The organism is Peribacillus sp. Bi134 (genome assembly GCF_918698065.1).
Taxonomy (GTDB): Bacteria; Bacillota; Bacilli; order Bacillales; family DSM-1321; genus Peribacillus.
The window spans coordinates 152,385-178,166 of the sequence record NZ_CAKKLN010000009.1; the positions used below are offsets into that span (position 1 = coordinate 152,385).

General features: G+C 39.4%; 28 protein-coding genes, 2 pseudogenes and 2 riboswitches. Of the genes and pseudogenes, 23 read left to right on the plus strand and 7 right to left on the minus strand.

Annotated elements, in window-relative coordinates; genetic code table 11:
* The first annotated feature begins 16 nt into the window (after positions 1 to 16).
* The 6 genes from LQ188_RS20990 to LQ188_RS21015 all read left to right on the plus strand — a co-directional run bounded on the left by LQ188_RS20990 (position 17) and on the right by LQ188_RS21015 (position 7,519).
* On the plus strand, positions 17 to 1,690 hold the full coding sequence (locus LQ188_RS20990; protein WP_101223338.1) for a DUF6044 family protein: 1,674 nt from the start codon (positions 17 to 19) through the stop codon (positions 1,688 to 1,690).
* Positions 1,691 to 1,705: 15 nt separating this feature from the next.
* The gene (locus LQ188_RS20995) at positions 1,706 to 2,728 is read left to right on the plus strand and encodes a glycosyltransferase family 2 protein (protein WP_101223337.1); all 1,023 of its coding nucleotides are present in this window, start codon (positions 1,706 to 1,708) and stop codon (positions 2,726 to 2,728) included.
* Complete coding sequence (locus LQ188_RS21000; protein WP_101223336.1) at positions 2,688 to 3,143, plus strand: GtrA family protein; 456 nt, start codon at positions 2,688 to 2,690, stop codon at positions 3,141 to 3,143. The genes LQ188_RS20995 and LQ188_RS21000 overlap by 41 nt, the downstream gene beginning before the upstream one ends.
* A 346-nt stretch (positions 3,144 to 3,489) precedes the next feature.
* Positions 3,490 to 3,636, plus strand: a riboswitch (cyclic di-AMP (ydaO/yuaA leader).
* Between the two features lie 138 nt (positions 3,637 to 3,774).
* Positions 3,775 to 5,601 (plus strand): APC family permease, encoded by a 1,827-nt coding sequence (locus tag LQ188_RS21005; protein WP_230178231.1) that lies wholly within the window; start codon positions 3,775 to 3,777, stop codon positions 5,599 to 5,601.
* 262 nt (positions 5,602 to 5,863) lie between these two features.
* Positions 5,864 to 6,718 (plus strand): RhaT/GlcU family sugar-proton symporter, encoded by an 855-nt coding sequence (locus tag LQ188_RS21010; protein WP_101223334.1) that lies wholly within the window; start codon positions 5,864 to 5,866, stop codon positions 6,716 to 6,718.
* Positions 6,719 to 6,733: 15 nt separating this feature from the next.
* Positions 6,734 to 7,519 (plus strand): SDR family oxidoreductase, encoded by a 786-nt coding sequence (locus LQ188_RS21015; RefSeq protein ID WP_101223333.1) that lies wholly within the window; start codon positions 6,734 to 6,736, stop codon positions 7,517 to 7,519.
* Between the two features lie 65 nt (positions 7,520 to 7,584).
* Here LQ188_RS21015 and LQ188_RS21020 read toward each other — a convergent pair whose 3' ends face one another.
* A complete protein-coding gene (locus LQ188_RS21020) occupies positions 7,585 to 8,130 on the minus strand; it encodes an NAD(P)H-dependent oxidoreductase (RefSeq protein ID WP_101223332.1) in 546 nt (181 codons plus the stop codon).
* 422 nt (positions 8,131 to 8,552) lie between these two features.
* Between LQ188_RS21020 and LQ188_RS21025 the strand changes: the two genes are divergently transcribed.
* The 7 genes from LQ188_RS21025 to LQ188_RS21055 all read left to right on the plus strand — a co-directional run bounded on the left by LQ188_RS21025 (position 8,553) and on the right by LQ188_RS21055 (position 14,016).
* On the plus strand, positions 8,553 to 9,020 hold the full coding sequence (locus LQ188_RS21025; RefSeq protein WP_230178078.1) for a GNAT family N-acetyltransferase: 468 nt from the start codon (positions 8,553 to 8,555) through the stop codon (positions 9,018 to 9,020).
* Positions 9,021 to 9,160: 140 nt separating this feature from the next.
* Positions 9,161 to 9,272, plus strand: a riboswitch (SAM riboswitch).
* Between the two features lie 254 nt (positions 9,273 to 9,526).
* Entirely contained in the window at positions 9,527 to 10,549 is a 1,023-nt protein-coding gene (locus LQ188_RS21030) for a methionine ABC transporter ATP-binding protein (protein WP_230178080.1), read from the plus strand.
* Between the two features lie 13 nt (positions 10,550 to 10,562).
* Positions 10,563 to 11,213, plus strand: coding sequence for a methionine ABC transporter permease (locus LQ188_RS21035; RefSeq protein WP_053537357.1), 651 nt, complete (start codon positions 10,563 to 10,565; stop codon positions 11,211 to 11,213).
* Between the two features lie 21 nt (positions 11,214 to 11,234).
* A complete protein-coding gene (locus LQ188_RS21040; protein WP_101223329.1) occupies positions 11,235 to 12,107 on the plus strand; it encodes a MetQ/NlpA family ABC transporter substrate-binding protein in 873 nt (290 codons plus the stop codon).
* A gap of 87 nt (positions 12,108 to 12,194) precedes the next feature.
* Positions 12,195 to 13,397: a M20 family metallopeptidase gene (locus LQ188_RS21045; RefSeq protein WP_230178082.1), complete on the plus strand. Its 1,203-nt coding sequence runs from the start codon at positions 12,195 to 12,197 to the stop codon at positions 13,395 to 13,397.
* A gap of 192 nt (positions 13,398 to 13,589) precedes the next feature.
* On the plus strand, positions 13,590 to 13,796 hold the full coding sequence (locus tag LQ188_RS21050; RefSeq protein ID WP_076372309.1) for a Fur-regulated basic protein FbpA: 207 nt from the start codon (positions 13,590 to 13,592) through the stop codon (positions 13,794 to 13,796).
* 25 nt (positions 13,797 to 13,821) lie between these two features.
* On the plus strand, positions 13,822 to 14,016 hold the full coding sequence (locus LQ188_RS21055; RefSeq protein ID WP_101223327.1) for a Fur-regulated basic protein FbpA: 195 nt from the start codon (positions 13,822 to 13,824) through the stop codon (positions 14,014 to 14,016).
* 15 nt (positions 14,017 to 14,031) lie between these two features.
* Here LQ188_RS21055 and LQ188_RS21060 read toward each other — a convergent pair whose 3' ends face one another.
* Positions 14,032 to 14,625, minus strand: coding sequence for a dienelactone hydrolase family protein (locus tag LQ188_RS21060; protein WP_230178084.1), 594 nt, complete (start codon positions 14,623 to 14,625; stop codon positions 14,032 to 14,034).
* A 131-nt stretch (positions 14,626 to 14,756) separates the two neighbouring features.
* Positions 14,757 to 15,152 carry an SRPBCC domain-containing protein gene (locus tag LQ188_RS21065; RefSeq protein WP_101223325.1) on the minus strand — a complete coding sequence of 132 codons (396 nt, stop codon included), beginning with the start codon at positions 15,150 to 15,152 and terminating at the stop codon, positions 14,757 to 14,759.
* 183 nt (positions 15,153 to 15,335) lie between these two features.
* Between LQ188_RS21065 and LQ188_RS21070 the strand changes: the two genes are divergently transcribed.
* From LQ188_RS21070 to LQ188_RS21080, 3 genes are all read left to right on the plus strand, one after another.
* On the plus strand, positions 15,336 to 15,950 hold the full coding sequence (locus tag LQ188_RS21070) for an undecaprenyl-diphosphatase (RefSeq protein WP_230178085.1): 615 nt from the start codon (positions 15,336 to 15,338) through the stop codon (positions 15,948 to 15,950).
* A gap of 110 nt (positions 15,951 to 16,060) precedes the next feature.
* The gene (gene fabZ / locus LQ188_RS21075) at positions 16,061 to 16,486 is read left to right on the plus strand and encodes a 3-hydroxyacyl-ACP dehydratase FabZ (protein WP_063575217.1); all 426 of its coding nucleotides are present in this window, start codon (positions 16,061 to 16,063) and stop codon (positions 16,484 to 16,486) included.
* A gap of 8 nt (positions 16,487 to 16,494) precedes the next feature.
* Entirely contained in the window at positions 16,495 to 16,908 is a 414-nt protein-coding gene (locus LQ188_RS21080; protein ID WP_230178086.1) for an NUDIX domain-containing protein, read from the plus strand.
* A gap of 61 nt (positions 16,909 to 16,969) precedes the next feature.
* Here LQ188_RS21080 and LQ188_RS21085 read toward each other — a convergent pair whose 3' ends face one another.
* Entirely contained in the window at positions 16,970 to 17,551 is a 582-nt protein-coding gene (locus tag LQ188_RS21085; RefSeq protein WP_054399715.1) for a TIGR00730 family Rossman fold protein, read from the minus strand.
* A gap of 252 nt (positions 17,552 to 17,803) precedes the next feature.
* Between LQ188_RS21085 and LQ188_RS21090 the strand changes: the two genes are divergently transcribed.
* Positions 17,804 to 18,253, plus strand: coding sequence for an 8-oxo-dGTP diphosphatase (locus tag LQ188_RS21090; protein WP_101223321.1), 450 nt, complete (start codon positions 17,804 to 17,806; stop codon positions 18,251 to 18,253).
* A gap of 57 nt (positions 18,254 to 18,310) precedes the next feature.
* Here the strand turns inward: LQ188_RS21090 and LQ188_RS21095 are convergent.
* A pseudogene (locus LQ188_RS21095) lies at positions 18,311 to 19,713 on the minus strand (NCS1 family transporter).
* A gap of 391 nt (positions 19,714 to 20,104) precedes the next feature.
* On the opposite strand from LQ188_RS21095, the gene LQ188_RS21100 reads away from it, so the two are divergent.
* From LQ188_RS21100 to LQ188_RS21110, 3 genes are all read left to right on the plus strand, one after another.
* On the plus strand, positions 20,105 to 20,602 hold the full coding sequence (locus tag LQ188_RS21100; protein ID WP_230178087.1) for a hypothetical protein: 498 nt from the start codon (positions 20,105 to 20,107) through the stop codon (positions 20,600 to 20,602).
* 167 nt (positions 20,603 to 20,769) lie between these two features.
* Complete coding sequence (locus LQ188_RS21105; protein WP_230178088.1) at positions 20,770 to 21,000, plus strand: hypothetical protein; 231 nt, start codon at positions 20,770 to 20,772, stop codon at positions 20,998 to 21,000.
* Between the two features lie 45 nt (positions 21,001 to 21,045).
* Positions 21,046 to 21,732, plus strand: a complete 687-nt coding sequence (locus LQ188_RS21110) for an MBL fold metallo-hydrolase (protein ID WP_230178089.1) — start codon at positions 21,046 to 21,048, stop codon at positions 21,730 to 21,732.
* Between the two features lie 316 nt (positions 21,733 to 22,048).
* Here the strand turns inward: LQ188_RS21110 and LQ188_RS21115 are convergent, their stop codons facing one another.
* Positions 22,049 to 22,519 carry a hypothetical protein gene (locus LQ188_RS21115; protein ID WP_230178090.1) on the minus strand — a complete coding sequence of 157 codons (471 nt, stop codon included), beginning with the start codon at positions 22,517 to 22,519 and terminating at the stop codon, positions 22,049 to 22,051.
* A gap of 339 nt (positions 22,520 to 22,858) precedes the next feature.
* On the opposite strand from LQ188_RS21115, the pseudogene LQ188_RS21120 reads away from it, so the two are divergent.
* Positions 22,859 to 22,966 (plus strand): annotated as a pseudogene (locus tag LQ188_RS21120) (YjcZ family sporulation protein); the annotation flags it as partial.
* Between the two features lie 100 nt (positions 22,967 to 23,066).
* On the opposite strand, the gene LQ188_RS21125 reads toward LQ188_RS21120, so the two are convergent.
* Positions 23,067 to 24,455: a PLP-dependent aminotransferase family protein gene (locus LQ188_RS21125; protein ID WP_230178091.1), complete on the minus strand. Its 1,389-nt coding sequence runs from the start codon at positions 24,453 to 24,455 to the stop codon at positions 23,067 to 23,069.
* A 184-nt stretch (positions 24,456 to 24,639) separates the two neighbouring features.
* On the opposite strand from LQ188_RS21125, the gene azlC reads away from it, so the two are divergent.
* Both azlC and LQ188_RS21135 read left to right on the plus strand, forming a co-directional pair.
* On the plus strand, positions 24,640 to 25,395 hold the full coding sequence (azlC, locus tag LQ188_RS21130; RefSeq protein WP_230178092.1) for an azaleucine resistance protein AzlC: 756 nt from the start codon (positions 24,640 to 24,642) through the stop codon (positions 25,393 to 25,395).
* Positions 25,392 to 25,724 (plus strand): branched-chain amino acid transporter permease, encoded by a 333-nt coding sequence (locus tag LQ188_RS21135; RefSeq protein WP_101223313.1) that lies wholly within the window; start codon positions 25,392 to 25,394, stop codon positions 25,722 to 25,724. Before azlC ends, LQ188_RS21135 begins: the two co-directional genes overlap by 4 nt.
* Positions 25,725 to 25,782: the final 58 nt, after the last annotated feature.

Genomic DNA, 25,782 nt, shown 5'->3' on the forward strand with positions numbered 1-25,782 from the left:
TGGTCAAGAGGTGTATATGTTGCCAATTGAAAAACAAGAGAGAACACAAATCCTTTTTGCCTTACTCGTCATTGTTTTATATCTTTCTCCTTTATTCATCCTTGGAGAAAATGCGCATATTCGCGTACATGATAATTTGGACTCCAACATTGCCTGGTATAAAGTCCTATCAGAAAGCGGTGAGTTATTCGGTGCGATAGATGCCAAAATTCCCCAAATCATGAATGGTCTGCCCCGAAATGCCTTTGGCAGTGAGTTCAGTATTATCGTGTGGCTTTACGCACTTTTTCCGACAATGGTTGCATATGCAATAAGCCAGGCATTAACAAGATTTATTGCATTCTTTGGTATGTATATCTTATTAAAGAAACATTTGGTTACAGGAAGCCAATCAGGTTGGATCAGGGTTGGAACATCCTTGGCCTTTGCCCTTACCCCATTTTGGCCGTCGGGAATGCTCAGTACACTTGGGATGCCGCTTGCACTTTGGGCTTTTTTGAATATTCGCAGCAAGGACCATTCGTGGAAGAATTATTTGGTCCTTACACTTTTGCCGCTTTATTCAAGCATCGTGCTTGGTTTTTTCTTTTTCCTTGTTGCAATGGGCTTTCTTTGGTTAATGGATGTGATCAGGAGAAAAGGGTGGAATATAACGTTTCTTCTTTCGATCGTGTATATGACCTTCATTTTTGGTTTGGTGGAGTACCGTTTGGTGTCTTCATTCATTTTTGATTCGGAGCCAAATAGCAGAGATGAATATTTTCACGCAAGGCTGCCGCTCGATTGGGTCATCAAGCTTACTTTCAAAAATTTCGTTCTTGGACATACGCATGTCATGACTGTACATGCGCTTATTATCCTGCCGATTACAGTCTTTGCCCTTTATATCATTCTGACCAAAAAACTGTGGCGACAGGAAAAGGTATATGTATTTTTATTCGGCTTGAACTTTATACTCTCAGCATGGTACGCATTCTGGTTTTATAAAGGCTGGGTTCCTTTGACTGAAAGGTTTCACACCCTGGATACCTTTAATTTTGCCAGATTTCACTTTTTAAGGCCGATGGTGATTTATTTGGGCTTTGCCCTCGCGATAAAAATCATTTGGGAACACAGCGATTATGCTAAGAAAACCCTTTCCATTTTCATCGCCGTCCAAATTATGATCTTAATGGGCTTCAATGAAGAAATCACTTACAATAAAAAACCATCTTTTAAAGAGTTCTATTCAGAAAGCCTTTTCCAGGAAATAAAAGATCATATTGACCTTCCACAGGAAGAGTATCGTGTTGCTAGCATAGGGCTGCATCCTGCAATCGCACAATTTAATGGATTTTACACGCTCGATAGCTATAACAATTTCTATCCGCTTTCTTACAAACATCAATTTCGTCAAATAATTGAAAACGAATTGGCTAAGAATAAAAACATCAGAATCTACTTTGATGAATGGGGAGGACGTTGTTACCTATTTACCGATGAGCTTGGGAAGCATTATATGTTCAAGAAAGGCTCGAAGAAAGAGCTGGAAAATTTGGATCTTAATATGGATGCCTTTAAAGGATTAGGTGGCAAATATATATTTTCTGCCATCCCAATCAACAACGCGAAGGAGAATGGATTGGTGCTAGATGGGGTTTTCACAAAGAAAGGAAGCAAATGGAAAATTCATTTATACAGAGTCATGTGAAAAGGGGGGAATAGAATGAATTCACCGATAGTAACGATTGTTGTACCTTGTTATAACGAAGAAAGCGTTTTGCAGGATACCATTTCCCAGCTTTGTGGATTGATGAGGGGATTAGTCGAAGAAAACGTTGTTTCTGGTCAAAGTAAAGTCCTGCTGGTTGATGATGGAAGCAAAGATCAAACTTGGAAGATCATTTATAAGGAAACGATCAATAATGAATTGGTTCGCGGGCTAAAGCTTTCCCGGAATGCAGGACATCAAAATGCACTCCTGGCAGGATTGTTTACAGCCAAGGAAGCCTCGGATTGTGTGATTTCCATTGATGCAGATTTACAGGATGATATTCAAGTCATCCCTGAATTCATTCGGAAATTCAATGAAGGATGTGAAATCGTATATGGTGTCCGCCAGAAAAGGGACCTTGATTCATTTTTTAAACGAACATCTGCAACTGGTTTTTATAAATTGATGAACAAGATGGGGGTTAACCTTGTCTATAATCATGCCGATTTCAGGCTGATGAGCAGAAGGGCGATCGCGGAGTTGGAACGATTTGATGAAACGAATCTCTTTTTAAGGGGGATTGTCCCGCTTATTGGGTTTAAGACGGATTCTGTTTATTATGACCGAAAAGAAAGATTGGCTGGGGAAACGAAATATCCATTTAAGAAGATGGTTGCTTTTGCGCTTGATGGCATTACTTCCTTTTCAGTTACACCGATCCGGCTTGTATTATGGCTAGGATGTCTTTCCTTTTTCATTAGCTTACTCTTTGGGTCTTACTTTTTATGGTTAAAGTTTTATGGGCAGACCGAAACTGGTTGGACCTCATTAATCACCTCCATATGGTTGATCGGCGGACTGCAGTTGATTGCTGTCGGCTTGATAGGGGAATATATCGGAAAAATCTATAATGAATCCAAACGCCGGCCTAAATATATTGTTGATCTTGATTTATTTAATCCGCTCGATTTAAAAAAACGGGAGCAACTAGACAATGAACGGAACAGTATTGAAAAACTATCTAAAACACACTAACTCCTTTATCCGCTTTTTATTGGTTGGAATAGTCAATACAGCGGTTGGACTTTCCATCATGCTTTTTCTTATGAATGTTCTTGAATTATCATACTGGGTCTCCACCTTTTTCGGCAATGGAACGGGAGCTGTAACGAGTTTTCTTTTGAACAGGACTTTTACCTTTAAAAGTGATATAGAATGGCGGCGAGGAGTTGCCCGTTTCTTTTGCGTCATCCTTATTTGTTATTCCGCCGCTTATTCTATAGGCCAAGCCATTGCGGAATCACTGGAAGGATCCGTCCATTTATCCATACAACAAAATTTGGCTGTTCTCATAGGAACAATCTTTTATACCGTGCTTAACTATATTGGCCAGAAATACTTTGTCTTTAAAAAAAGCAATCTGAGACCAATTCAAGAAGGAAGGAACTAATTAGGTGAATCAGTGGAATAGTGCCCCTATTGGACGGGAATAAAAGCGGAATTTGATATTTAATGCAAGTTTACCCTTTTAATGACGATCCGAGCTGGGGCAGATCTGGTTAATTCATCGCATTCTTCATGAAGGTGATTTTTTTCCTTTTCGGACCACCTTTTGTTAATTGGCCCCTGGATTTTGACCTTTACTTACCTCCTTTCCTACCTTCGAATCATGTCATTGCATGACTTATGTTATATAAGCCAAGAACAAAACCTCACTTACAAAGAATTATTTATTTTTGAGCAAAATTTTCATTTACATTTCCATTTCACGGGAGTATGATAATCAACAGTTTCATATTTCTAAATCGCTTAAACCTTATGGTGCGGGGGACCCGTTATTGGGATTGTTTACAATCCAGGGGGTGAATCCTTTTTAAAAAGGTAGGGCTACTCTTAGGTCCGAATCCGACAGCTAACCTCGTAAGCGTTATATGAGAAGGAAGGTGGAGCTTGTTAGACAAAAAAATTGATGTCTACAGGTCTATTTAGCTATGACTTGTAGGCATTTTTGTGTTTCGTCTAGTTTTTTGCTACAGCTGGGTAACATAAACTTATAAATTAACTATGGTGGTGAAATCTTGATGTTATCTTCTATAAAGAGGTTCTTGATTGGGAGACCTTTAAAGTCAAATGCACTTGGTGAACAAAAGCTTAACAAAACAAAGGCTTTGGCGATATTATCTTCTGATGCTTTGTCTTCGGTTGCATATGGGCCGGAGCAAATATTGATCGTCCTGATCACGGTCGGTGCTGCAGCATTCTGGTATTCCATCCCTATCGCGATCGGAGTATTGATCCTCTTAACTGCTTTGATTTTGTCTTATAGACAAATCATTTTCGCTTATCCGCATGGCGGGGGGGCCTATGTGGTTTCAAAAAACAATTTAGGAGTCAATCCAGGGTTGATAGCTGGAGGATCTTTATTGGTAGATTATATATTAACTGTGGCTGTAAGTGTCTCTGCAGGTACGGATGCAATCACGTCCGCTTTTCCTGGCCTGCATTCCTATAATGTCGTCATTGCCATCATATTCGTGATTCTACTTACAATCCTGAACCTTCGGGGGGTTACGGAGTCAGCCTCTGTTTTGGCCTATCCGGTGTACCTATTCGTTTTAGCCTTGTTCATCTTGATCGGTGTTGGAATTTACAAGATTTTAACAGGAGGAGTTTCACCTGAATTGCACACATCAATCGGGACTCCGGTAGCGGGCATCAGTTTATTTATACTGCTAAGAGCATTTGCATCAGGAAGCTCCGCCTTGACAGGAGTAGAAGCAATTTCCAATGCAATCCCGAACTTTAAAGATCCAGCCCCGAATAATGCTGCGAAAACTTTAATAGCGATGGGTTCATTGCTAGCTGTATTATTTTCGGGAATCGTATTTTTAGCCTATTATTTAAGCATTGTTCCCAGCGCAGAGGTAACGGTCGTCTCCCAGATTGCTGAAGAGATCTTTGGACGGAATTTCATGTATTTCTTCATTCAAGGTACGACTGCCCTGATCTTGATACTTGCGGCCAATACTGGCTATTCGGCTTTCCCTCTGCTTGCGGTAAATCTTGCGAAGGATAAATTCATACCAAGGGCGTTTACGATCAGAGGGGACCGATTAGGGTATTCCAATGGAATCATCATACTGGGACTTGCATCCATCATCTTGATTGTCGCATTTGAAGGACATACTGAAAATCTCATTCCGCTTTATGCGGTAGGGGTATTCATTCCATTTACGTTGTCCCAGACTGGCATGATCGTTAAATGGGTTCGCGAAAAGCCAAAAGGCTGGATGATGAAATTAACCATAAATTCAATTGGTGCCATAATTAGCTTTATCGTCACGATGATATTCTTTTTAACCAAATTTACTCAGGTTTGGCCTGTTTTGATTTTTTTACCTATCATCATTTTAATTTTTCATCGGATTAAAAAGCATTATGAAGCAGTTGGTGACCAACTAAGGATTACAACATGCGAGCCGATCTTACCAATTGAAGGAAATATCATTATCGTACCTGTGGCAGGTATAACTCATGTGGTTGAGAACTCTTTAAATTATGCAAAATCGCTCTCAGCAAATCAGGTCATTGCCGTTTATGTTGCTTTTGAAAGAGAAGATGAAAAGAAATTCGGAGAAAAGTGGAAAAAGTGGCAGCCGGATGTCAGGCTCGTTACACTGAATTCTTATTATAGAAGTATCATTCAGCCACTAACTAAATTTGTGGATACAGTTGAACATAAGGCGAGTGAATCCAATTATAAAGTTACGGTGGTCATCCCCCAATTCATTCCGAAGAAGGGCTGGCACAATATACTTCATAATCAATCAAGTTTACTGATTCGCGCCTACTTACTTTATAAAAGAAATGTGGTTGTTACGACAGTGCCATATCATTTGAAGAAATAAGTTCCATATCTATAACTGGAAGCAAACCTGCATAAGGTTTGCTTTTTTTATAATCTTATAAAAAAAGACAGCAGTACAGCTGTCTTTTCTCCAACTAAACGCTCCCGATTTATTAGCATCGGAAGCTTTCTTTGTGTTGAACACTATTTTCGCAAAAACACTTCATAAAATTACCAAGGGTCAATTCAAATAAAGCGAACATATTAAAAAGAAGACAAAATGAAATTTATTAGCTTTGAACTTACATATATGGGGGTTGAATATGGATATATTATTAGCTCTCTTGCCGGCACTATTCTGGGGAAGCATCGTTTTATTTAATGTGAAACTCGGGGGTGGGCCATATAGTCAAACACTGGGTACAACCATTGGCGCATTGATTTTTTCAATAGGTGTTTATATTTTTGCCGATATTAAGTTGTCATTTCTCGTGTTTGGAGTCGGGGTTGTCTCCGGATTGTTTTGGGCCGTTGGACAAGCTAATCAGCTTAAGAGCATTGATTTAATGGGAGTATCCAAAACGATGCCGATATCTACTGGAATGCAGCTCATTTCAACGACTTTATTCGGGGTCATCGTTTTTAACGAATGGTCCACAATGAAAGCGATCATTTTAGGCGTCTTGGCATTAGTTTTCATTATTATAGGAATCGTCTTGACCTCACTGGAGGATAAAGAATCAAAAGAGGGCAAATCGGGAAACTTGAAGAAAGGAATTGTTATTCTCCTCATCTCGACATTCGGTTATTTGGTTTATGTGGTCGTGGCCCGTCTTTTCGATGTTGATGGATGGTCAGCATTGTTCCCTCAAGCGATAGGGATGGTGATAGGCGGTCTGTTATTGACTTTTAAACATAAACCGTTTAATAAATATACGATTCGCAATATCATTCCGGGATTGATATGGGCTGCAGGGAATATGTTTTTATTCATATCCCAGCCCCGTGTGGGAGTGGCCACTAGTTTTTCCCTTTCGCAAATGGGCATTGTCATCTCAACTCTCGGCGGGATCATCATTTTACGTGAAAAGAAAACGAAACGCCAACTAATTGGAATCATAATCGGAATTATCTTGATCATCATTGCTGGGATTATGCTCGGGATGGCAAAAAGTTAATTGGAGGGTGATTAAATGTATACAGATTTAGAAGGTAAGGTCGTTGTTATAACCGGTTCATCCACTGGTTTAGGGAAAGCGATGGCCATTCGCTTTGCCAAGGAAAAGGCAAAGGTCGTGGTTAATTATCGCACTAAATCAGAGGAAGCAGATAGTGTAATGGAGGAAATCAAAACAAATGGCGGGGAAGCAATTGCAGTAAAAGGCGATGTCACCGTTGAAGAAGATGTGATTAATCTTGTTCAATCAGCGATAAAGAATTTCGGGAAACTCGATATATTCATCAATAATGCAGGAATTGAAAATCCGGTTCCGTCTCACGAGATGCCGTTAAGCGACTGGAATAGGGTAATCAATACCAACTTAACGGGAAATTTCTTGGGCTGCCGTGAAGCTATCAAGTATTTTGTCGAGAACGACATTAAAGGGAATGTTATAAACATGTCCAGTGTACATGAGATGATTCCCTGGCCTTTATTCGTTCACTATGCTGCAAGCAAGGGCGGGGTGAAGCTGCTTACGGAGACACTGGCACTTGAATATGCACCAAAGGGAATCCGTGTGAACAGCATTGGTCCTGGAGCCATCGCCACGCCAATTAATGCCGACAAGCTTGAAGATCCCGAAAAGAAAAAGGATCTTGAAAGCATGATTCCGATGGGGTATATCGGAAAGCCTGAAGAAATTGCTGCGGTTGCTGCATGGCTGGCATCTTCAGAGTCCAGTTATGTAACGGGCATCACTCTATTCGCTGACGGAGGAATGACGAAATACCCTGCATTCCAGGCGGGAAGAGGATGAATTTTGTTTAATGATGCAAAAAGACTCCCAGCAGGCTCAAACCTACTGGGAGTCTTTTTTTATCATTAACGAGTATGATGATTATACCAGCTAATGAAATTATCGACGACCGTATCGATAAACTGGACAGTCGACTCATGTGTAAGCCTGCCTTCGTTATCGATTTTGTCATGCACTGCACCAACATATACTTCATTCCCTGGAAGGAGTGGGGAGGCGATGCCTATTGCGAATAAGATTTCACGCAAATGCAATTGAGCTTTAACCGTTCCTAATTGCCCCATTGAAGCACCCATGATCCATGATGGTTTGCCGATCAAGACTTTATCGACACGTGATAACCAATCGATTGCATTGCCCAATACACCTGGAATCGTACCGTTGTATTCAGGAGTTACCCACAAAACTGCATCTGCTTCGGCCACTTTGCTTTTAAATTCTTTTACAACTGATGGAGGGTCATTTTCAATATCTTGATCATAAAAAGGTAAATCCCGAATGTTCAATATTTCGAGATCGAACCGATCTTGATATCTAGATTGAATATATTTGGCAAGCTTAAGGTTGTAAGACTCTTTACGGATACTTCCCACTATTGCAACAACTTTCATCTTCAATACCTCCAATGATTTTTATAATGGATAATCATGTAAATGTATTCCACTTACCTATTATAATTGGAATGTAAATGAAAGGGAAAAAGGATGCTTGGAAAAAAGTTGAGTTAGAGCTTAATAAACAAATTCCTCTCGAACATTCATTCACTTAGGGTTACCCTGCAAAGTTAGACTCGAAAATTAAATAGATTTGTTTGTGCCAATCCAATCCCCATTACTAGAACTCACCAAACAATATTGCATTTGTTTTTAATTTAATATTATGGCCATTCCTATAGGGATTAAGGAAAAATCCTTTCAGAGAAAATGAAATAAGACGCTTGAAAAAGTAAATAATGAAATATCATGAAGACCGTAAGTGAAATGAGTTTTTTTGCTTGAAAACTATTTTACTAAAATGATAGGAGAGGATGAAGTTGATCTTTCGTACCATTGATACGAACAAAGATAAAGATATTATCATTAAATTCAGGAAAGATTCCTTTGTTGTAAGTTTTGGATCTGAGGCAGGTTTTGGAGATGAAAATACATATCTGCAACGAATGGAAGAAAGGGTCCGTAAATTCCCGGGGGGGCAGGTGATCATTGAAAAGGACCAAGTACCGATTGGGCAAATGGAACTTCGAATTCGGGCGTATGAAGGAACTGAGATCGGCTATGTAGATCTATTTTATCTTATTCCCGGATACCGCAGTAAAGGCCTTGGCAAGGAATTGGTTCGCTATGCAGAAAACTTTTTCGGGCGATTTAATGTATCCGAATATCATTTAAGGGTTTCTCCGGATAATCAAAGGGCGATTCGCTTATATAAGAATTCAGGCATGATGAAGATAAGGGAAGAAAATGAAATATACCCAGTATGGAGAATGGGCAAATCATTATAGAATATAAAATTTAAACTATATTAATATAATTTAAAAGTGTCAATCACTATACTGTGAAAATATTTTAACCGATGAAAAATATAGTTGACTTTAGAGAAATTAGAATATATAGTGAAGGACATAATTAAATATAACGTTAATTCTTATCAAGAGATGTGGAGGGACTTGGCCCTATGATACCTCGGCAGCGGGTTTTTACTTTTGTAAAAATACTGTGCTAATTCCAACGGACGAAAGTTTGAAAGATAAGAAGGAGCTTTTCTTAGATAATTAATTTAAGAGTTTACTCTTTTTTATATGTCTAAAGAGGCCTCTTCTGTCTGATGACGGAAGAGGCCTCTTTTGTTTATTCAAAATGTATATGGTTATTAGGAAATTTGGTGCAATTACTCATGAGTTTCGCATACTCGTGAGTTTCGAATTTAACCCTATCATTATGAAGCGTTGCAAAGCTCTTCTCTCTGGATAATGAATTCGTACAAATAAACAACATGGGGGGAGATTGGATGATTGAGTTTCAAAATGTTAAAAAGGTATATCAAACAAAGAAACAGACTGTCGAGGCTTTGAAGGGCATTAATTTGACAGTGGAAAAGGGGGATATATTCGGTGTAGTCGGTTATAGCGGGGCCGGGAAGAGTACGTTGATCAGGTTGGTCAATTTGCTTGAACATCCTTCAGATGGTTCGGTGATTGTTGGGGGCAAGGATTTAACCAAATTGAGCGCGAAGGAATTGCGGGCAGAAAAGAAAAAAATCGGGATGATCTTTCAGCATTTCAATTTGCTAAACTCAAAGACCGTTTTTGATAATATCGCCATGCCGCTGATTTTATCGGGAACCCCTGGTAAAGAAATCAAAAAGCGGGTAGGCGAGCTGTTGGAGTTCGTTGGCTTATCGAGCAAAGCAAAGAGTTATCCGGAACAATTATCCGGCGGTCAAAAGCAGCGGATCGGCATTGCGAGAGCATTGGCTACCAATCCATCGATCTTATTGTGTGATGAAGCTACCTCGGCATTGGATCCGCAAACAACGAGTGCTGTTCTGCAGCTCTTAAAGAAAATCAATAAAGAATACAATATTACCATTCTGTTAATCACTCATGAGATGTCTGTCATTCGGGAAATTTGCAATAAGGTAGCGGTCATGGAGGGCGGATGCGTCGTTGAACAAGGTTCGGTTTTCGAAGTTTTTGCGAAGCCGCAAACGGATATTGCAAAAAACTTCGTGAGAACGGTCATACATGACGAAATTCCACAAAGTTTCCTAAAAAGCATAGGGTCCCATATCCCGATTATTTGGAAAATTAACTTTATTGGGACTACTTCGGGTACTCCTTTGCTTTCAACCATCTCGAAGAAATATGATGTTCATTTAAGTGTTTTATCAGCCAATATTTCTGAAATTCAGGAAACGCCTTTCGGGAATTTGATCATCGAAGTGACCGGGAATAAAAATGAGGTGGACAAGGCTTATCAGTATATTAAAGATGAGGGGATTCTCGTCCAGGAGGTGCAGATAAATGGGTAATACGCTTTGGGGAATGGAAATAACGGCAGATCAGCTGTCGACAGCTTTCGGTGACACACTTTATATGGTAGCCATCTCATTGGTATTTTCCGGATTGATTGGTCTTCCGCTTGGTATCCTGCTTGTCATTACAAGAAAGGGCCATATCCTGGAGAATAAATGGGTCTTTAATGTATTGAACCCGATCATCAATATATTGCGGTCGGTTCCTTTCATCATCTTGCTAGTAGCACTTATTCCGTTTACCAGAATGATTGTAGGCAGTGCGATCGGAACGAATGCGGCCATTGTTCCGCTAATCTTTTACGCGGCTCCTTATATCGCCCGGCTTGTGGAGAACTCCCTGTTGGAAGTGGACAAAGGGATCATCGAGGCAGCTCAGGCGATGGGGGCGACGACATGGCAAATCATTTATCGTTTTTTGATTCCTGAGGGACTTAGTTCGTTGATCCTTACATTTACAACAGCGACAATCGGGCTTGTTGGATCTACGGCCATGGCAGGTGCCGTCGGTGCAGGCGGGGTCGGAGATTTAGCTTTGGCTTACGGTTATCAAAGGTTTGATACGATGACGATGATCGTCACAGTGGCGGCGCTCGTGATCATCGTTCAATTACTGCAATCCACCGGGAATTTTGTTTCAAGAAAAATCAGAAGAAGATAAAAATAACAGGAGGTAGGAGAAATGAAGAAAATCTTATTAACGATCATAGTATTGGCATTGGCCATCTTGTCTGCAGCATGCGGGAAAGAAGAAGGTGCATCAGGCGGTTCGGATGATGTGAAAACAGTAAAAGTCGGTGTCAGCAGCGGGGATACAAGAACATGGGAATACATTGTCGACATAGCGAAAGAGGAAGGGCTTAATATTGAACTGGTCACTTTCAATGATTATATCCAACCGAACCTTGCTTTAAGTGAAGGTGAAATTGATGCCAATTCATTCCAAACGGTCGCATACTTCGATGAATTCGTTCAAGACCAAAATCTGAAATTAGAGGCCATCGGGTCGACTGTCATTGCTCCTATGGGCCTTTATTCGAAAAAACATAAAGATCTCAAGGATCTTCCGGATGGCGCTACGATTGCCGTTCCGAATGAAGCAACGAACTTTGGCCGTGCACTGCTTCTTCTTCAGGAAGCTGGATTGATTACATTGAAAGAGGAATTCAATGGATCGGGATCATTGGAAATCATTAAGGAAAATCCGAAAAACTTGAAAATCCAACCTGTTGCTGCCGGCAATACACCGCGTCTATTGGATGATGCCGATGCTTCAGCCATCAATAATAACTTTGCCGTCGAAGCAGGCCTTACTTTAAAAGATTCTTTATTCCATGAGAGTAAAACGGCGAAACCATATATTAATATCATTGCAGTTAAAAAGGGTAATGCCGATCGTCCTGAGCTGCAAAAATTAGTGGAGCTTTATCAATCGAAAAAAGTGGAAGCGTTCATTGAAAAAACGTTTAAAGGAAACACCATTCCTGCATATGTTTCTGTAGATGAATTAGTGAATTACCAGGATGCTTGGACAAAACCAGCTAATGAAAAATAATGATTCAGATTCAAAACGAGTGAAGGAATGCCGGATGGATTCAAGATGCCTATCCGGTTCCTTAAACCAAAAAGGGGAGATAAGAATATGGCGAGAGAATTAGTGCAGAAGCAGCATCAGCAGATCATTGAAGATCACATCGACTTTCATTCCAAATTATATATCGAAACGAGTCAAGCCATTCATGCTAAACCCGAAATTGGGAATCAAGAGTTTTTCGCTTCGGATACCTTAACCGGAATACTTCGAAATGAAGGATTTGAAGTAACCCGCAATATTGCCGGGCATGAAACAGGATTCATCGCCAAAAAAACCTCTTCAAAGAAAGGTCCCACAATTGCATTTTTAGCCGAGTATGATGCATTGCCGGGTTTAGGCCATGCTTGCGGCCATAATATCATCGGCACAACGAGTGTTGCAGCGGGCATTTCCTTGGCTCAAGTGCTGGAGGAAACGGGCGGAGAGGTGATTGTTTTCGGAACACCGGCAGAAGAGGGCGGGCCGAATGGAAGCGCAAAAGGCAGCTTTGTGAAGCACGGTCTATTTGATGGGGTTGATGCGGCAATCCTTATCCATCCTGGCGGGCAAACGCGTGTCACAAGTCCATTTCTGGCAGTCGACCCCCTAGATTTTCATTTTTACGGGAAGTCAGCACATGCAGCAGCTGCACCTGAAGAAGGCGTGAATGCGCTTGACGCGGTGATTCAGCTGTTCAATGGCATTAATGCTTTGCGTCAGCAGCTCCCGACTGAGGTCAAAATCCACGGAATCATCACCAATGGCGGGGAAGCTCCTAACATCATTCCCGAATATGCTTCAGCCAGATTTTACATTAGAGCAACAACATGGAAACTTTGCCAAGAAGTATCCAATAAAATACGTGCTGTTGCCGAAGGGGCAGCACTTGCCACAGGAAGTTCGGTTAAAGTTGAACGTTTCCAAAATGAAGTACTCGATTTTGTCATTAATCCAGTTCTGGATGAACTGTTAAAAGAAGAGCTCTCTCAATTAGGGGAAGCAGTGGGTCCTCGAAAAGAGAGTGGCTTTGGCTCGACGGATGCAGGTAATGTAAGCCATGTAGTGCCGACAGCACATCCTTATATAAAAATTGGCCATGATGAGCTGATTGCCCATACGAATGAATTCCGCGACTGTGCCAAATCTCCTGCTGGAGACAAAGCCATCCTGACCGGAGCAAAAGCGCTTGCACTTACAGGTTATAAACTGATTACGGATAAAGACCTGTTGGATAAAGTGAAAGCAGCATTTCATGAAGCGAAGCAAAAATAAATAAGATGCACGAAAAAAATTGTTGACTGCGGATCACAGAGTTAGTATTATAAAAACAATAATACCGAGTAATTTAATAGGGATTATAGGTTAATTGACCGGAAAACCGGAGACTTTTCTTTCATGTAAAGAGGTGTCTTCGGTTTTTTTGTGAATGGGCAAGTCGAAAGATTATCAAAAGGAGGATTTAGCATGGGGATATTATTACGTAAAGCCATTGAGAAAAAAAGAAACTTCCTGATAAACAAGTTGATTAACAAGGGAATTTATAAAAAGAATGACATCCATCTATTTGAATTAACCTTAACCGATTTAGAGAATGAATATATTAAAATAAGCAAAATTGAAGAGAAGGAATCCGACGATCATTCCCCCTGTCTAAGGATACATTTCATATAATATCAGAATAAAAGGAGAGGGTGAAATGAGGAAGAGTGTGGAAGAAAGGCGGAAGGAATTAATCTTTAAACTTATGATCCATACTGTAAATAAGACTGTGGAACAGCTTATGAAGTTAACCTTAAAAGAATTGGAAACAGAATATAAAAAGGTTCAAAATGAATGTCATCCCCATAGTGATGCGGGTTCGATACAATGGATCAATACAAAACGGCATTAGGTTGAATGTGTAACCTCAATGTTGCATAAAAAATTTCATCATTTTGCTAACGGCAGCCTGGGCTGATTCTGCATGATATTTTGAATTGTAAGGATCACTGAATCCGTGTTTTCCGTTGAATTTATGAACCTCGACATTCGTTCTTTCTAAAACTAAAATTAACTCGTCCACATTAAATGATGGCTCTTCTAGTGGGAAAAATAGCAATGCAGGGCATTGTGGCGCCAAGTCTGCATAATTCCTAATACGTGAACCGTAGTAACCAACTATTCCATCGACACACTCTTCCTCACTGCACAGCCAAGCTACAGTTGCCCCTGCACTGAATCCAAGAATAAAAATCTTTTGGTATACATCTTTTATATCCGATAAAATATGCTTTATCTTATATAAAGCACCCGTGAAGCCAACGTTCTCCATAAAATGTCGATAAGCAGCAGCCTCTTGGGAATAATCAAAAGGCGTCTCGCGGTCTAACAAATTCGGACAGATTACATCAAAGTCATTGTTTGATAATGACTCACAAATACCATGCATATGTTGGTTCAGTCCATATATTTCGTGAATGACAATGACGACAGTATCGGACTTTTTCTGTATGTGCAGCATTTTTTACCTCCTTATGCGAATTTCTTCTATTATAAATACAGTCGTCTCCCTTCAGACGCTATATACGAAGGGGGATAGCACCGTTTTTTAATAAACATGGAAATGAACTAGGTTCTCTTTCAAATGAATGATTAGGTATAGGGAAGTTCTTTTCCTTCTAAACATGCTTTTAAGTTAGCCAAACTAAGTTCATATCCGTTCATGTTAATGGATACTCTAGTGCCTTCGGATTCTGGGAATATTTCAAAAGTGAAAACGAGTTTATCCGAATCCGAAGAATAAGAAAACCTTTCGCAAGGGATTATCTCTTGGATTGTAAAGCTCATTGGGATGCTTTCATTCTCTTTAAGATTGTTATGTGCACTAGGCATTAATACGAAGATTGCCTTCTCTCCAACCTGGAGTTTAGGAATATTCCATTTTGAACCCGGGGCATACCATTTTGAAATGATTTCATCATTCGTGATCGCATTCCAAACCGTTTCTTGGTTTTCATGAATTAGAACAGAGTTCCTATCATTATTCATTTGACTAACCTCCGTATTTTTCTTGGATTATATAGAAAGTTCAGGAAATATACAAGACCCCACCAAGCTTCTTTAACCGGGTGACAATATTGTAAGACGGCAGCTTAAACTGTTAGGAAGAACGATGGCGATATATTTCCTTTCTCTTTAATATGTAAGAAAAAGAGGAAGGTTGGGAATGAAATGGACTTTTTTGAGTCGAATACCAATGTATTCAGAATGATCAATGACTTAGGGAAACAGTACGATTATTTAAACCCTTCTGCCATTTTCATTGCCGAGTACATGGTATTTTTATTAGCTTTGGCAGTCATCTTAATATGGTTCACTCGAAATGAACAGAGTAGGATGATGGTTGTTTGTGGGATGATTACGTTTGTAATAGCTGAAATGATGGGGAAAATGGCAGGGAGATTACATTATAATAATCAGCCATTTGCCGAATTGGCCAATGTTAATCAGTTAATTGAAAAAGCAGTGGATAATTCATTTCCAAGCGACCATACCATCTTGTTTATCTCGTTTTGTGTATCTTTTTGGCTTTTCAAAAGAGGATGGTGGTTGTTATGGATCATGCTGGCTTTCCTTGTTGGCATTTCCCGTATTTGGGTAGGTGTCCACTTTCCGGCGGATGTGCTGGCAGGAGCAATACTGAGCACCATTTCAGGATTGGCGGTTTACCTTGTTGTTCCTAAAATAAGCTTGATTCATAAATTATTAGGGGGATATGAGAGGTATGAAGAAATGGTTCTGTCCCCATTAACTAAATCGAAGGAAAAAAAATCAAAGGATTTGTAAGCGAAAACAGGGTTGCTCAGGCAGCCTTTTTTATAATACAAAAATATCCAAATGGTGATGCTGATGGTAAAATAAAGTAAAAGCAATCCATCTCAATGGGGGACTTAATATTGATTGATATCCAAGAAATCAAAGACATTATCAGGCATCGCTATCCATTTCTTTTAGTTGATAGAGTTTTGGAACTGGAAGAAGGAAAGAGGGCGGTGGCCATTAAAAACGTCACGGCAAATGAAGAGTTTTTTTCTGGTCACTTTCCCGATTACCCAGTGATGCCAGGTGTGTTGATCGTGGAGGCATTAGCACAGGTAAGTGCTGTTGTCATGCTTACAAAAGAAGAAAATAAAGGACGGATCGGGCTTTTGGCCGGGATCGATGGATGCCGTTTTAAAAGGCAAGTAAAACCAGGGGACCAATTACGTTTAGAAGTGGAGATTACTCGCTTGAAAGGTCCTATCGGTAAAGGAACAGGCAGGGCTACTGTCGAGGGGGAAACTGTATGCGAGACAGAGCTCATTTTTGCTTTTGGTGATTGATGGTGATAATGATAAAAAAAGCTTACGGGTATGTGACAAGAATCAATAATGGAGAAACACAGGTATTGGTTTTTCAACATCCCATTAGGGAAGCGGGCATACAGATACCTAAGGGAACGGTGAAGCCTAAAGAAGATGCTTACCAAGCAGTGATTAGGGAAATGAAAGAAGAAACAGGTCTGGAAAATTTTCATGTGGAGAAATTAATAACAGAAGATTTTTGGGAGAACGTCGATGGTGCCATACATAATAGATATTTTTATCAAATAAGTGTATCGAATGTTCCTGATGAATGGGACCATCAGCCGACGGGTGGAGGAGATGAAGCGGGGCTGACATTTCATTTCTTCTGGATTTCATCCGAACATGAAGTGCAACTTATCAAAGGGCATGGAGATTATTTAAACCGGATATTTACTTAACCTGCAGTTTATCACAGCCGGCCAAGATCATTATTGATCTTGGCCGGCTGTTTTTTAATGATCAGGTTTGTTTCTCGGTAATGAAAGTTTTTACGGTTGGCGGTTCATATGTAATGAATTGATCAAGAAGTCCATTAGGTTCAACATCCACCAGCGCCATGGAACGGAATTTTTCATGCAGGAACTGTTCGTCGGACATATGGTTGAATAAAGCGACCAAAGGATCATAATAGTGATTGATATTTAAGAGTCCGCAAGGTTTTTGATGAAGACCAAGCTGAGCCCAAGTGAAAATCTCAAAGAATTCTTCCAATGTTCCTGGCCCGCCTGGCAAGGCCATGAACCCATCTGCAAGCTCAGCCATTTTTGCTTTTCTTTCATGCATGGATTCCACGACGATCAGCTCGGTTAAGTTCTTATGTGCTATTTCCTTTTTTTCTAGGAAATCTGGCATTACGCCAATTACATTTCCGCCTGCTTCCAAGACGGAATCTGCAACTGCACCCATGATCCCTACACTTGAGCCCCCATAGACAAGGGTAATCTTACGTTTTGCCAGTTCCGCACCCAGTTTTTTAGCCTCTTCTACATAGATAGCAGATGCACCTTTGCTCGATCCACAAAATACAGCTAGACTTTTCAAAATATCACATCTCCCATTTAGTAATCTTCCTTTCTTATCATACAAAATTCAAGGGGATTTGTTAAACTTGAATTATCTAACTCACGAGTAAATAGCGCAAACTCACGAGTAAACCAGTGAAACTCACAAGTAAATAGCTCGAACTCACGAGTAAATAGCGCAAATTCACGAGTAAAACAGTGAAATTCATGATTAAACAGCGCAAACTCACATGTAAACAGCACGAACTAACGATAAAGGGGTTCTTAATAAATGTTTAAGTATACAGTCTGTTTTGTAAAGAAGAATAATGAACTTCTCATGCTTAACCGGGAGAAAGCTCCAATTATGGGTGTTTGGAACGGGGTGGGAGGCAAAATCGAGAAAGGTGAAACGCCTGATATAGGTGCACAGCGTGAGGTATTTGAGGAAACTGGGATAGAGGTGGAGCCTTTTTTTTCTAAAGGAACGGTAACCTGGGAGACTCCAGAAGGTGAAGTGGATGGAATATATGTATATTTGTATATGGCGGATGAGGATTTAATATATGAAACACCGAAAAAAACGCGGGAAGGCATTCTTGATTGGAAATCCATTGATTGGATACTTCATCCACTTAATCTCGGAATTGCTGAGATGGTCGCACAGTACTTGCCGGTATTAATGAAAAAAGAAGGAGACTATACATTCACTTACAAAAATGGTCAAATATATAATTCCTGAAATCAACATTACTTAAAAAGGGATACTGCCATTTTGAGCAGTATCCCCTTCAATAAGTTAAAACTCATTCTCGAATATCGTCCCCTTTTTGAATCTTGAATCCTTAAAGGCGAACTTCATCAGAATAATATAGGCGATGCCTGCCACAATAACGCCGATGATCCAGGCAAGCTCGACTTTTATAAAGGCGGCGCCGGCACCGATAAGCATGGCGAGCAGTGCGCATGGATTATATCCTGCAAATGGCCCGTATTCTCTGTACAAATCGGCAACATTCATTTTTTGCTTTCTTAATATATAGTATTCGACTAATAAAATCGAAACGATTGGACCTAAAAAAGCGGAATAAATCAGAATGAATAAACCAAGGCCCTTCGCCGAAGAATCCTGTACAAGCACCCAAGGGAATGAGCAAAAGGCAAGAACTCCGGTTATGATAACGGCAACCTTATATTTCAACTTTGTAAGCAAAGTAATCACATATGTTGGCGGAATAATATTGGCAACCATATTTACCGCAATTGCACCTATGACGATAAATGCTGAAACGCCTACTGTGATATAAGGATTATCCACCACAATGGCAAACGCCTTAACTGGATTGGAAATGCCAGTAGCGGAAGCAAGCATTACACCGATTGTCAGTACGAAGCCGTATGCTAGTAAAATGGGCGAAAAATACAAAAATCCTCGTTTTGCATCACTGATGCCAGACTTAAGCTCTCTTGAATAGTCCCCTGCGCTTAAAAAGATAGCCGCGTAGTTTCCTAAAAACATCATGATGAAAGCAAAGAACGGCAAGCCCCAAGAGCCTTCAGCATGTACCCATTTTTCCGCGATGACCTCGCTATGTGATGTAACAAGAATACCAAATACATAGACTAGCGCCAGCATGATAACAATGGATGCAAGCATTCCACCCATTTGATGGCATGGAAGCCATATAGCGAAAGTACAATTTGCACCAATTGAATCGCGACAAAGCAAATGACCGTATTATCAAAAGCGCCACCCGTAATGATCTTTACGATTTCGTTTAAGGCAGTACCGCCAATCCAACTTTGAAAACCGTACCAGATTATGGCCGGAATACCACGCAAAAGTGATGATAGGATGGAGCCTTTCATCCCGAAGGACATTCTGAGCTGAACAACATAGGGAATACCGGTCCTGTATCCAATCCTATCATTTAAAGCGAAAATCACGGAAATGATAGCGATGGCAATGGCAGCTGCGGTAAATGTCTGAAGAATATTCAACGTAGCGGTTCCTGCTACGACCAAGCTTGCCCCAAGTGTCATATTCCCTAAATTGACGCCGTCCCCAATCCACATGAACGTATAGGATATCGGGCCAACCGTCCTATCTTCTTTTGATCTCGGCTTCAGAGATTCATCCAAATCCGCAGCATGGTGGAACTCCGCCTCTTCTAAAGCATGGCTTTCTAGATATGTAGACAATTTACACTCAACTCCTATTCATAGTGTGTTATATGATATGACTATTGATGTGATAAAAACTAACATGAGAAAAGTATACAGGTTTCGTATTTAGGAATCATTAGAAGAAGTGTGAAATTTCAGATATTATTTTGTGCTTTTTAACTAAATGAAGATCAAATGAACTCTTGTCCTGCTGTATCGTGATTTGTTTGCAGTAACTAAGGTTGCTGCGGCAGACCTTTTCGGGAAAAACGACGCAGCATAGGTAAGATTAAGCCTTGAAATTCATTGAATAGAAGTGATAAAATTGTTATATCAGTGTGTAGAGATATTGGTCTTTTTTATTGACCAAAAATATATGTCTCACGATACGTCTGCCATCTGAAATATTTTTAATGGGGATGATCATATGCACGATGAAACAAGATTACCGCGAAATGGAAAAGACTTTGTATTATTTTTAGCGATTATATCAATACTTTCAGTCAACATTATTGCACCACTTATTATGGGATTTAAATTTGGATTCAGTAAAGAAGTGTATTTTGAAACCTTACGAGTAATTCCAGTTGTATGGATTTGTGTCATTTTATTAGTAACACTTGTTGTAAATCCTCTGGTTAATAAACTCGTACAAAAGTTTATTGAACCTACGGACGGTTTTAATGCAAGAGTGTTATTCACGATATTATTCAGCGTAACCATCCTGTCCATTTTACTGACGGTTATCGGATCTTGGATTGGCATGAGAGAAATTAGTATGGAGCCGATTCAGTCGTTCTTTTATGAGTGGCCACGTAACTTTTTCATCGCATTTTGGGTTGAAGTACTGATCGCACAGCCGATAGCAAGATTTGCAATGAAAAAATTACATGCAAGTCAGGCCCGTAAAGCAGTAAATGCGTAACATTCAAATAAATTGCCTATATAGCCGATTGGTTTTATTAAAAACCAGTCGGCTTTTTTGTGCAGAAAAGCGGCGTAATTAATGAAGAAATTTCCATTTTTCACACAATGAAAAGCTGTCAAATGGTATGATTAAATAAAAAATTGTACTTAAGGGGAAATAATTTCTTGAAAATAGTTAAAATCATCTTAGCTATAATTGTAGTTTCTTTATATGCATATCAGCTAATTACTGGAAGTGTTGAGTTGATGCCATATTCTATGTTGTTTCTCGCGGTAATTATGTTAATAACAGGATTAGAGAAGCCTCAAAAAGATAGAAAAGGAGGTTTTTTGAGGTACGTTGTTGTCTCATTATTTCTTTTCTTTGTATCCATGCTGGGTTTCTTAATGAACTAAAACGTGAGCTACTATTACCTCTTTAGTAGGTGAGGAGGAGGAAAAATGAAGATAATAGAACTGCCAATTGAATTTGAATTTAATGGGCAAAAAAATCACATTAATCCTAGCTTGATTGTATTGAAGAATGAACTAACCTTGGTCGATACAGGGTATCCTGAATTTTTACCTTTAATTGAAAATGAAATTATAAAAAGTGGTTATGAAATGAAGAATTTAAAGAATATAATCATTACTCATTATGATATTGATCATATAGGCTCCTTATATGATTTTAAGGAAAAGTATCCTTTGATTAACATTATAGCCAGTGAAGTAGAATCAAAATATATTAGTGGTGAAATGAAATCAGAGAGATTGGTTCAAGCCGAAGAAATGCTGGAAAATATGGCAAATCAAGAAATCGAGTTCGGTAAATGGTTTATACAACAATTAAAGAATTTGAAGCATGTTTCAATTGATGAAAAGGTACATGATGGTGATTTGATTTTAGATAACGAATGCAGGGTAGTAGCAACACCAGGTCATACTTCAGGGCATATTTCATTATATTTTCCAAGTTTAAAAAGTGTAATAGCAGGTGACGCAGCTGTTATAGAGAATCATGAATTGGTCATTGCTAATCCGCACTTTTGTCTAAATGTCGAGGAAGCAGAACAGTCCTTAAGAAAGATTAAAGATCTTAGAGCTGTAAATTACTATTGTTATCATGGTGGGACATTCACTTTATAATTGGGTTTTGCTTAAGATTGGGGCTGTCTTTAGGCAGCCTTTTCTTATGAGCTAAAGGGGCAGGATAGTTAAGGGCTAGAAATGAAACCCCCATCTAAACCAGGAAGGGGGTATATGTGTTTGAAGTTTTAAAATTAAATAACTTATTGTAATCTTGACATTTCTTTATTGCGGGCGGTGACAGCTTCGCTGGTACTACCCATTTATACAGAAAAAACCGAACTTTTTACAGTTCGGTCAAGCAAAGGTGGGGGAATATATCCTTTGGAATCTATATTGTTTGCTAGTTTGAAGATTTTTGTAGAATCATAATATATTAATAATTCTGTTGTTCACTTCCAATAGGAAATGAAACCCCCATAGTTCGTAAAGCTTCTTTTGCTTGATTTAAATAGGATTCCGCTTGTTCTTGCCATTTGATAATCACTTTAATAAAGGCTATATATTCAGGTCCTGCGTTTTCCTCCATTACTTTTAATCCTTCATGTACTTTTTTATCTTGGGTTTCAGCGTTTATTATACAAGCTGTCATTGTTTCTACAATGGTTTGCTGTTGCTCGCCATTTTTTAGTCTTTGGGCTGACCCCACTGCGGTTACACGGTGATATGAAGCAGGGATTAGATGGTTATGCATCTCGCGACTTCCTTTTAAATCTTTGGTTTCGGGTATATGGAAAAGCTCACTGCTCATGGCACATACCATTTCTTCAGCATATAAACTTTGATGTAACATATATAAAATAGGTTCCCAGTTGTTTACTCGATAATAATAATCATTCGGATACAAAAAAACATCTCCTCTTTCAGTACATTTTATCGTTATAATTTAGGATTGAAATTAATGAAATTGTGTTTTCCATCATATGTTTATTAATGTTGTCCAGTTCAAATAATAATGCAAAGGTTAAACATGGATAACTTATTCCTAGATGACAACTGAATATGTACCTTTACCGCCTCTAGTCAAGATGTCCGTAACTCAGTAGATTATTTATGAGAAAATACATATAAATCCAACATTTTATCCTCTGAACAGAGATGGAGACTAATGGTGTCATCTTCCTGATTAGAGCATAAGATGATATTACCCATTTATTCCTCCTTAAAAAAAAGGAGATGTTTCTATATGTCAGGTTGTGAACATGATTTTGACCGCGGTTTTGGATTTGGTGGAGGTTTCGCCTTTATAGTCGTTTTGTTTATACTCTTAATCATTGTTGGGTGTAGTTGTTTTTAAGGCGGGAAAGGGCGGCTTCTGCTAAAAAAGTATAAAAAAGCCTGACCCTATTTGGTCAGGCTTTTTATATTTAATCTAAGTATCATCAATTTTTGAATCAGCCTAGATACTGCTTTAATATTTCTAATCCTATTTTTAACTCATCGAATGAGTTTGTGGAAGAAAGTGCAATACGCAAATACATATCAGGGGTGGTCTGCCCGCTTTGAAAACGATTGGAATGAAATACCCGAATACCTCGCCTTTTCAAATCCGTTTCCAGCTGTAACGCATCGTTATGTCCTTTAATTGGAAGCCAACGATAAAGACTGAGAGGATGTCCAACATCCATTCTTAAAGGAAAGTATTCCGAATAAATATCATTTGCAGTTTGTGCAAGCTGTTTCTTTTGAGAAACAATTTCATGAGCCTTTCCTGATAGGATTAACTCTGTGATAACCTCTGCATCAAAAGAAGAGGTCTTTACATTAATGTTGAAAATGGCTTGGGCAATTTTCTCGCGAAAGGCCTCCCCATAAACCATATAGGCAACTCTTAATCCAGAACATATTGACTTAGAGGTGCCGCAAATATAAACGCTCTGTTCCGGAAGCAAATGGAACATCGGCTGCCGGTAGTCGGAGATAATGCCTGCAGTCAAAAATGCATGAATATCATCCTCAATCAAAATTAAACGATGCTTACGGATGATCGCAGCTAATTCCTGCTTTCGAAAATCTGAGATCATGACTGTAGTTGGATTGTTGCAAGAGGGCATCAGGAAAATGCCGTCAATATTTGTTTGAGAACACTGCTTTTCAAGTTCATCTGGCAGCATTCCATAATGGTCTCCGGGAATGGGCACTAACTTAATATGAAACATCTTTGCCAGCTCGATAAAGTTTGAATATGTGTATAAGTCGGTTGCAATTCTATTACCAGGCTCAAACAAAGCTGCCAAGGCTATGGCCAATGCATTTTGGGCACCGGAAACGATTGCAATATGCTCTTGATCCGCGTGAATGCCGAAAGATTCCATCCAGTTTAGAGCTGCTGTTTTTTGATGTGGAATACCAGTCGGGTCGTTGTAATTCAGCAGATGCTCCAAATAACTTTTGTTCACAGTTTTTTGTAAAGTTTCTGAAACAATATCATTGGTTTGCTCAAAAGATGCCACAAAACCAAGATCAATGCTGTTTGCCGCTTTATCTGCGGAAATGGTTATGGAACGAGTGGCATTAGGAGCCACAAAAGTTCCGCTTCCCGTAACAGCATATATCAATCCCTTTACTTCACATATTTTGTAGGAACGAGTAATCGTGGTGAAGTTTAAGTCTAGAAAATCCGCCAATTCTCGTTGCGGGGGCAACTTGGTTCCAGGTGCTATAAAACCATTTGTTATATCTTGTTCAAGTAATGAAGCAAGAGATTTATAAAAAGGCCGCTTTAATGCTTTCTTATCAGGTTTCCAAGACATTGGATAATTGTCAAATGAATTTACGGGCATAGTTCACCTCTACTATCACATTCCATACAATCATAACATTTTTTGTATGGAACTCTAATGGATTTGAGCTGGCTTTAAACGAATATAAGGTGATAAGCCTATCAGTCCGTCCGTTTCATGAAATGTGCGAATTTTATTTTAATTGTAATCCATACAATTAACTTGTTTTTTGTACGGATTTTGTATGTTAAGTTTAAATAAATTTAGTCATCAGGATGTGAATTATATGAAAAAAAGAACTCAAATGCTAACTGCATTTCGTGCGGCTTTTCCGTACACAGTGCCCATTTTGGCAGGCTTTTTATTTTTAGGCATCGCTTATGGAATCTTTATGAATTCATTAGGGTTCAGTGCGATTTACCCGATATTGATGAGTCTAACAATATTTGCAGGATCGATGGAGTTTATTGCAGCCAATTTATTGCTTGTCGCGTTCAATCCGATTAACGCCCTTTTTCTAACATTAATGGTGAATGCACGGCATTTGTTTTATGGCATATCAATGCTGGATAAGTATAGGGGGACCGGTAAGAAAAAGCTGTATCTGATTTTTGGGCTTTGCGATGAGTCTTTTTCCATCAATTGTACCGTTGATGTTCCGAAGAATGTAGACAAGGGCTGGTTTATGTTTTTCGTGACAATGCTCAATCATTGCTATTGGGTGATAGGATCAACGATTGGCGGTATTTTTGGCTCTTTTGTCAAATTCAACACAGAAGGACTCGATTTTGTTATGACGGCTCTCTTTGTAGTGATTTTCATTGAACAATGGATGAAAGAGAAAAAACATCATAGTGCTCTCGCTGGGCTTGGGCTGTCAGCTGTCTGCCTTATTATTTTTGGCGGAAGCAATTTCATCATCCCTGCCATGTTTGCCATTTTGGGGGTACTCACCTTACTTAGAAAGCCGTTAGAGAAAGTTGAGGTGAGAACCATATGACAATGACTTTAACGCAGCAAATCATTACAATCGCTATGGTTGTTTTAGGCACAATGCTTACAAGATTTCTTCCCTTCATCGTTTTCCCATCAGGTAAACCTACACCGAAGTATGTACAGTATCTTGGTAAAATGCTGCCATCTGCAGTAATTGGGCTTTTGGTCATTTATTGTTTAAAGGATGTGAGCTTACAATCCGGAAGTCACGGCATCCCTGAATTTATTGGGGTGGCTGTAGTTGCCTTGCTTCACCTTTGGAAGAAAATGATGCTCCTCTCCATAGCGGGGGGAACGATTGTCTACATGGTGCTGGTTCAATTGGTTTTTTAAATTGATAATAATCAGCACAACCAATTCATGTCACAATTACTATGGTATTGGAAGGGGC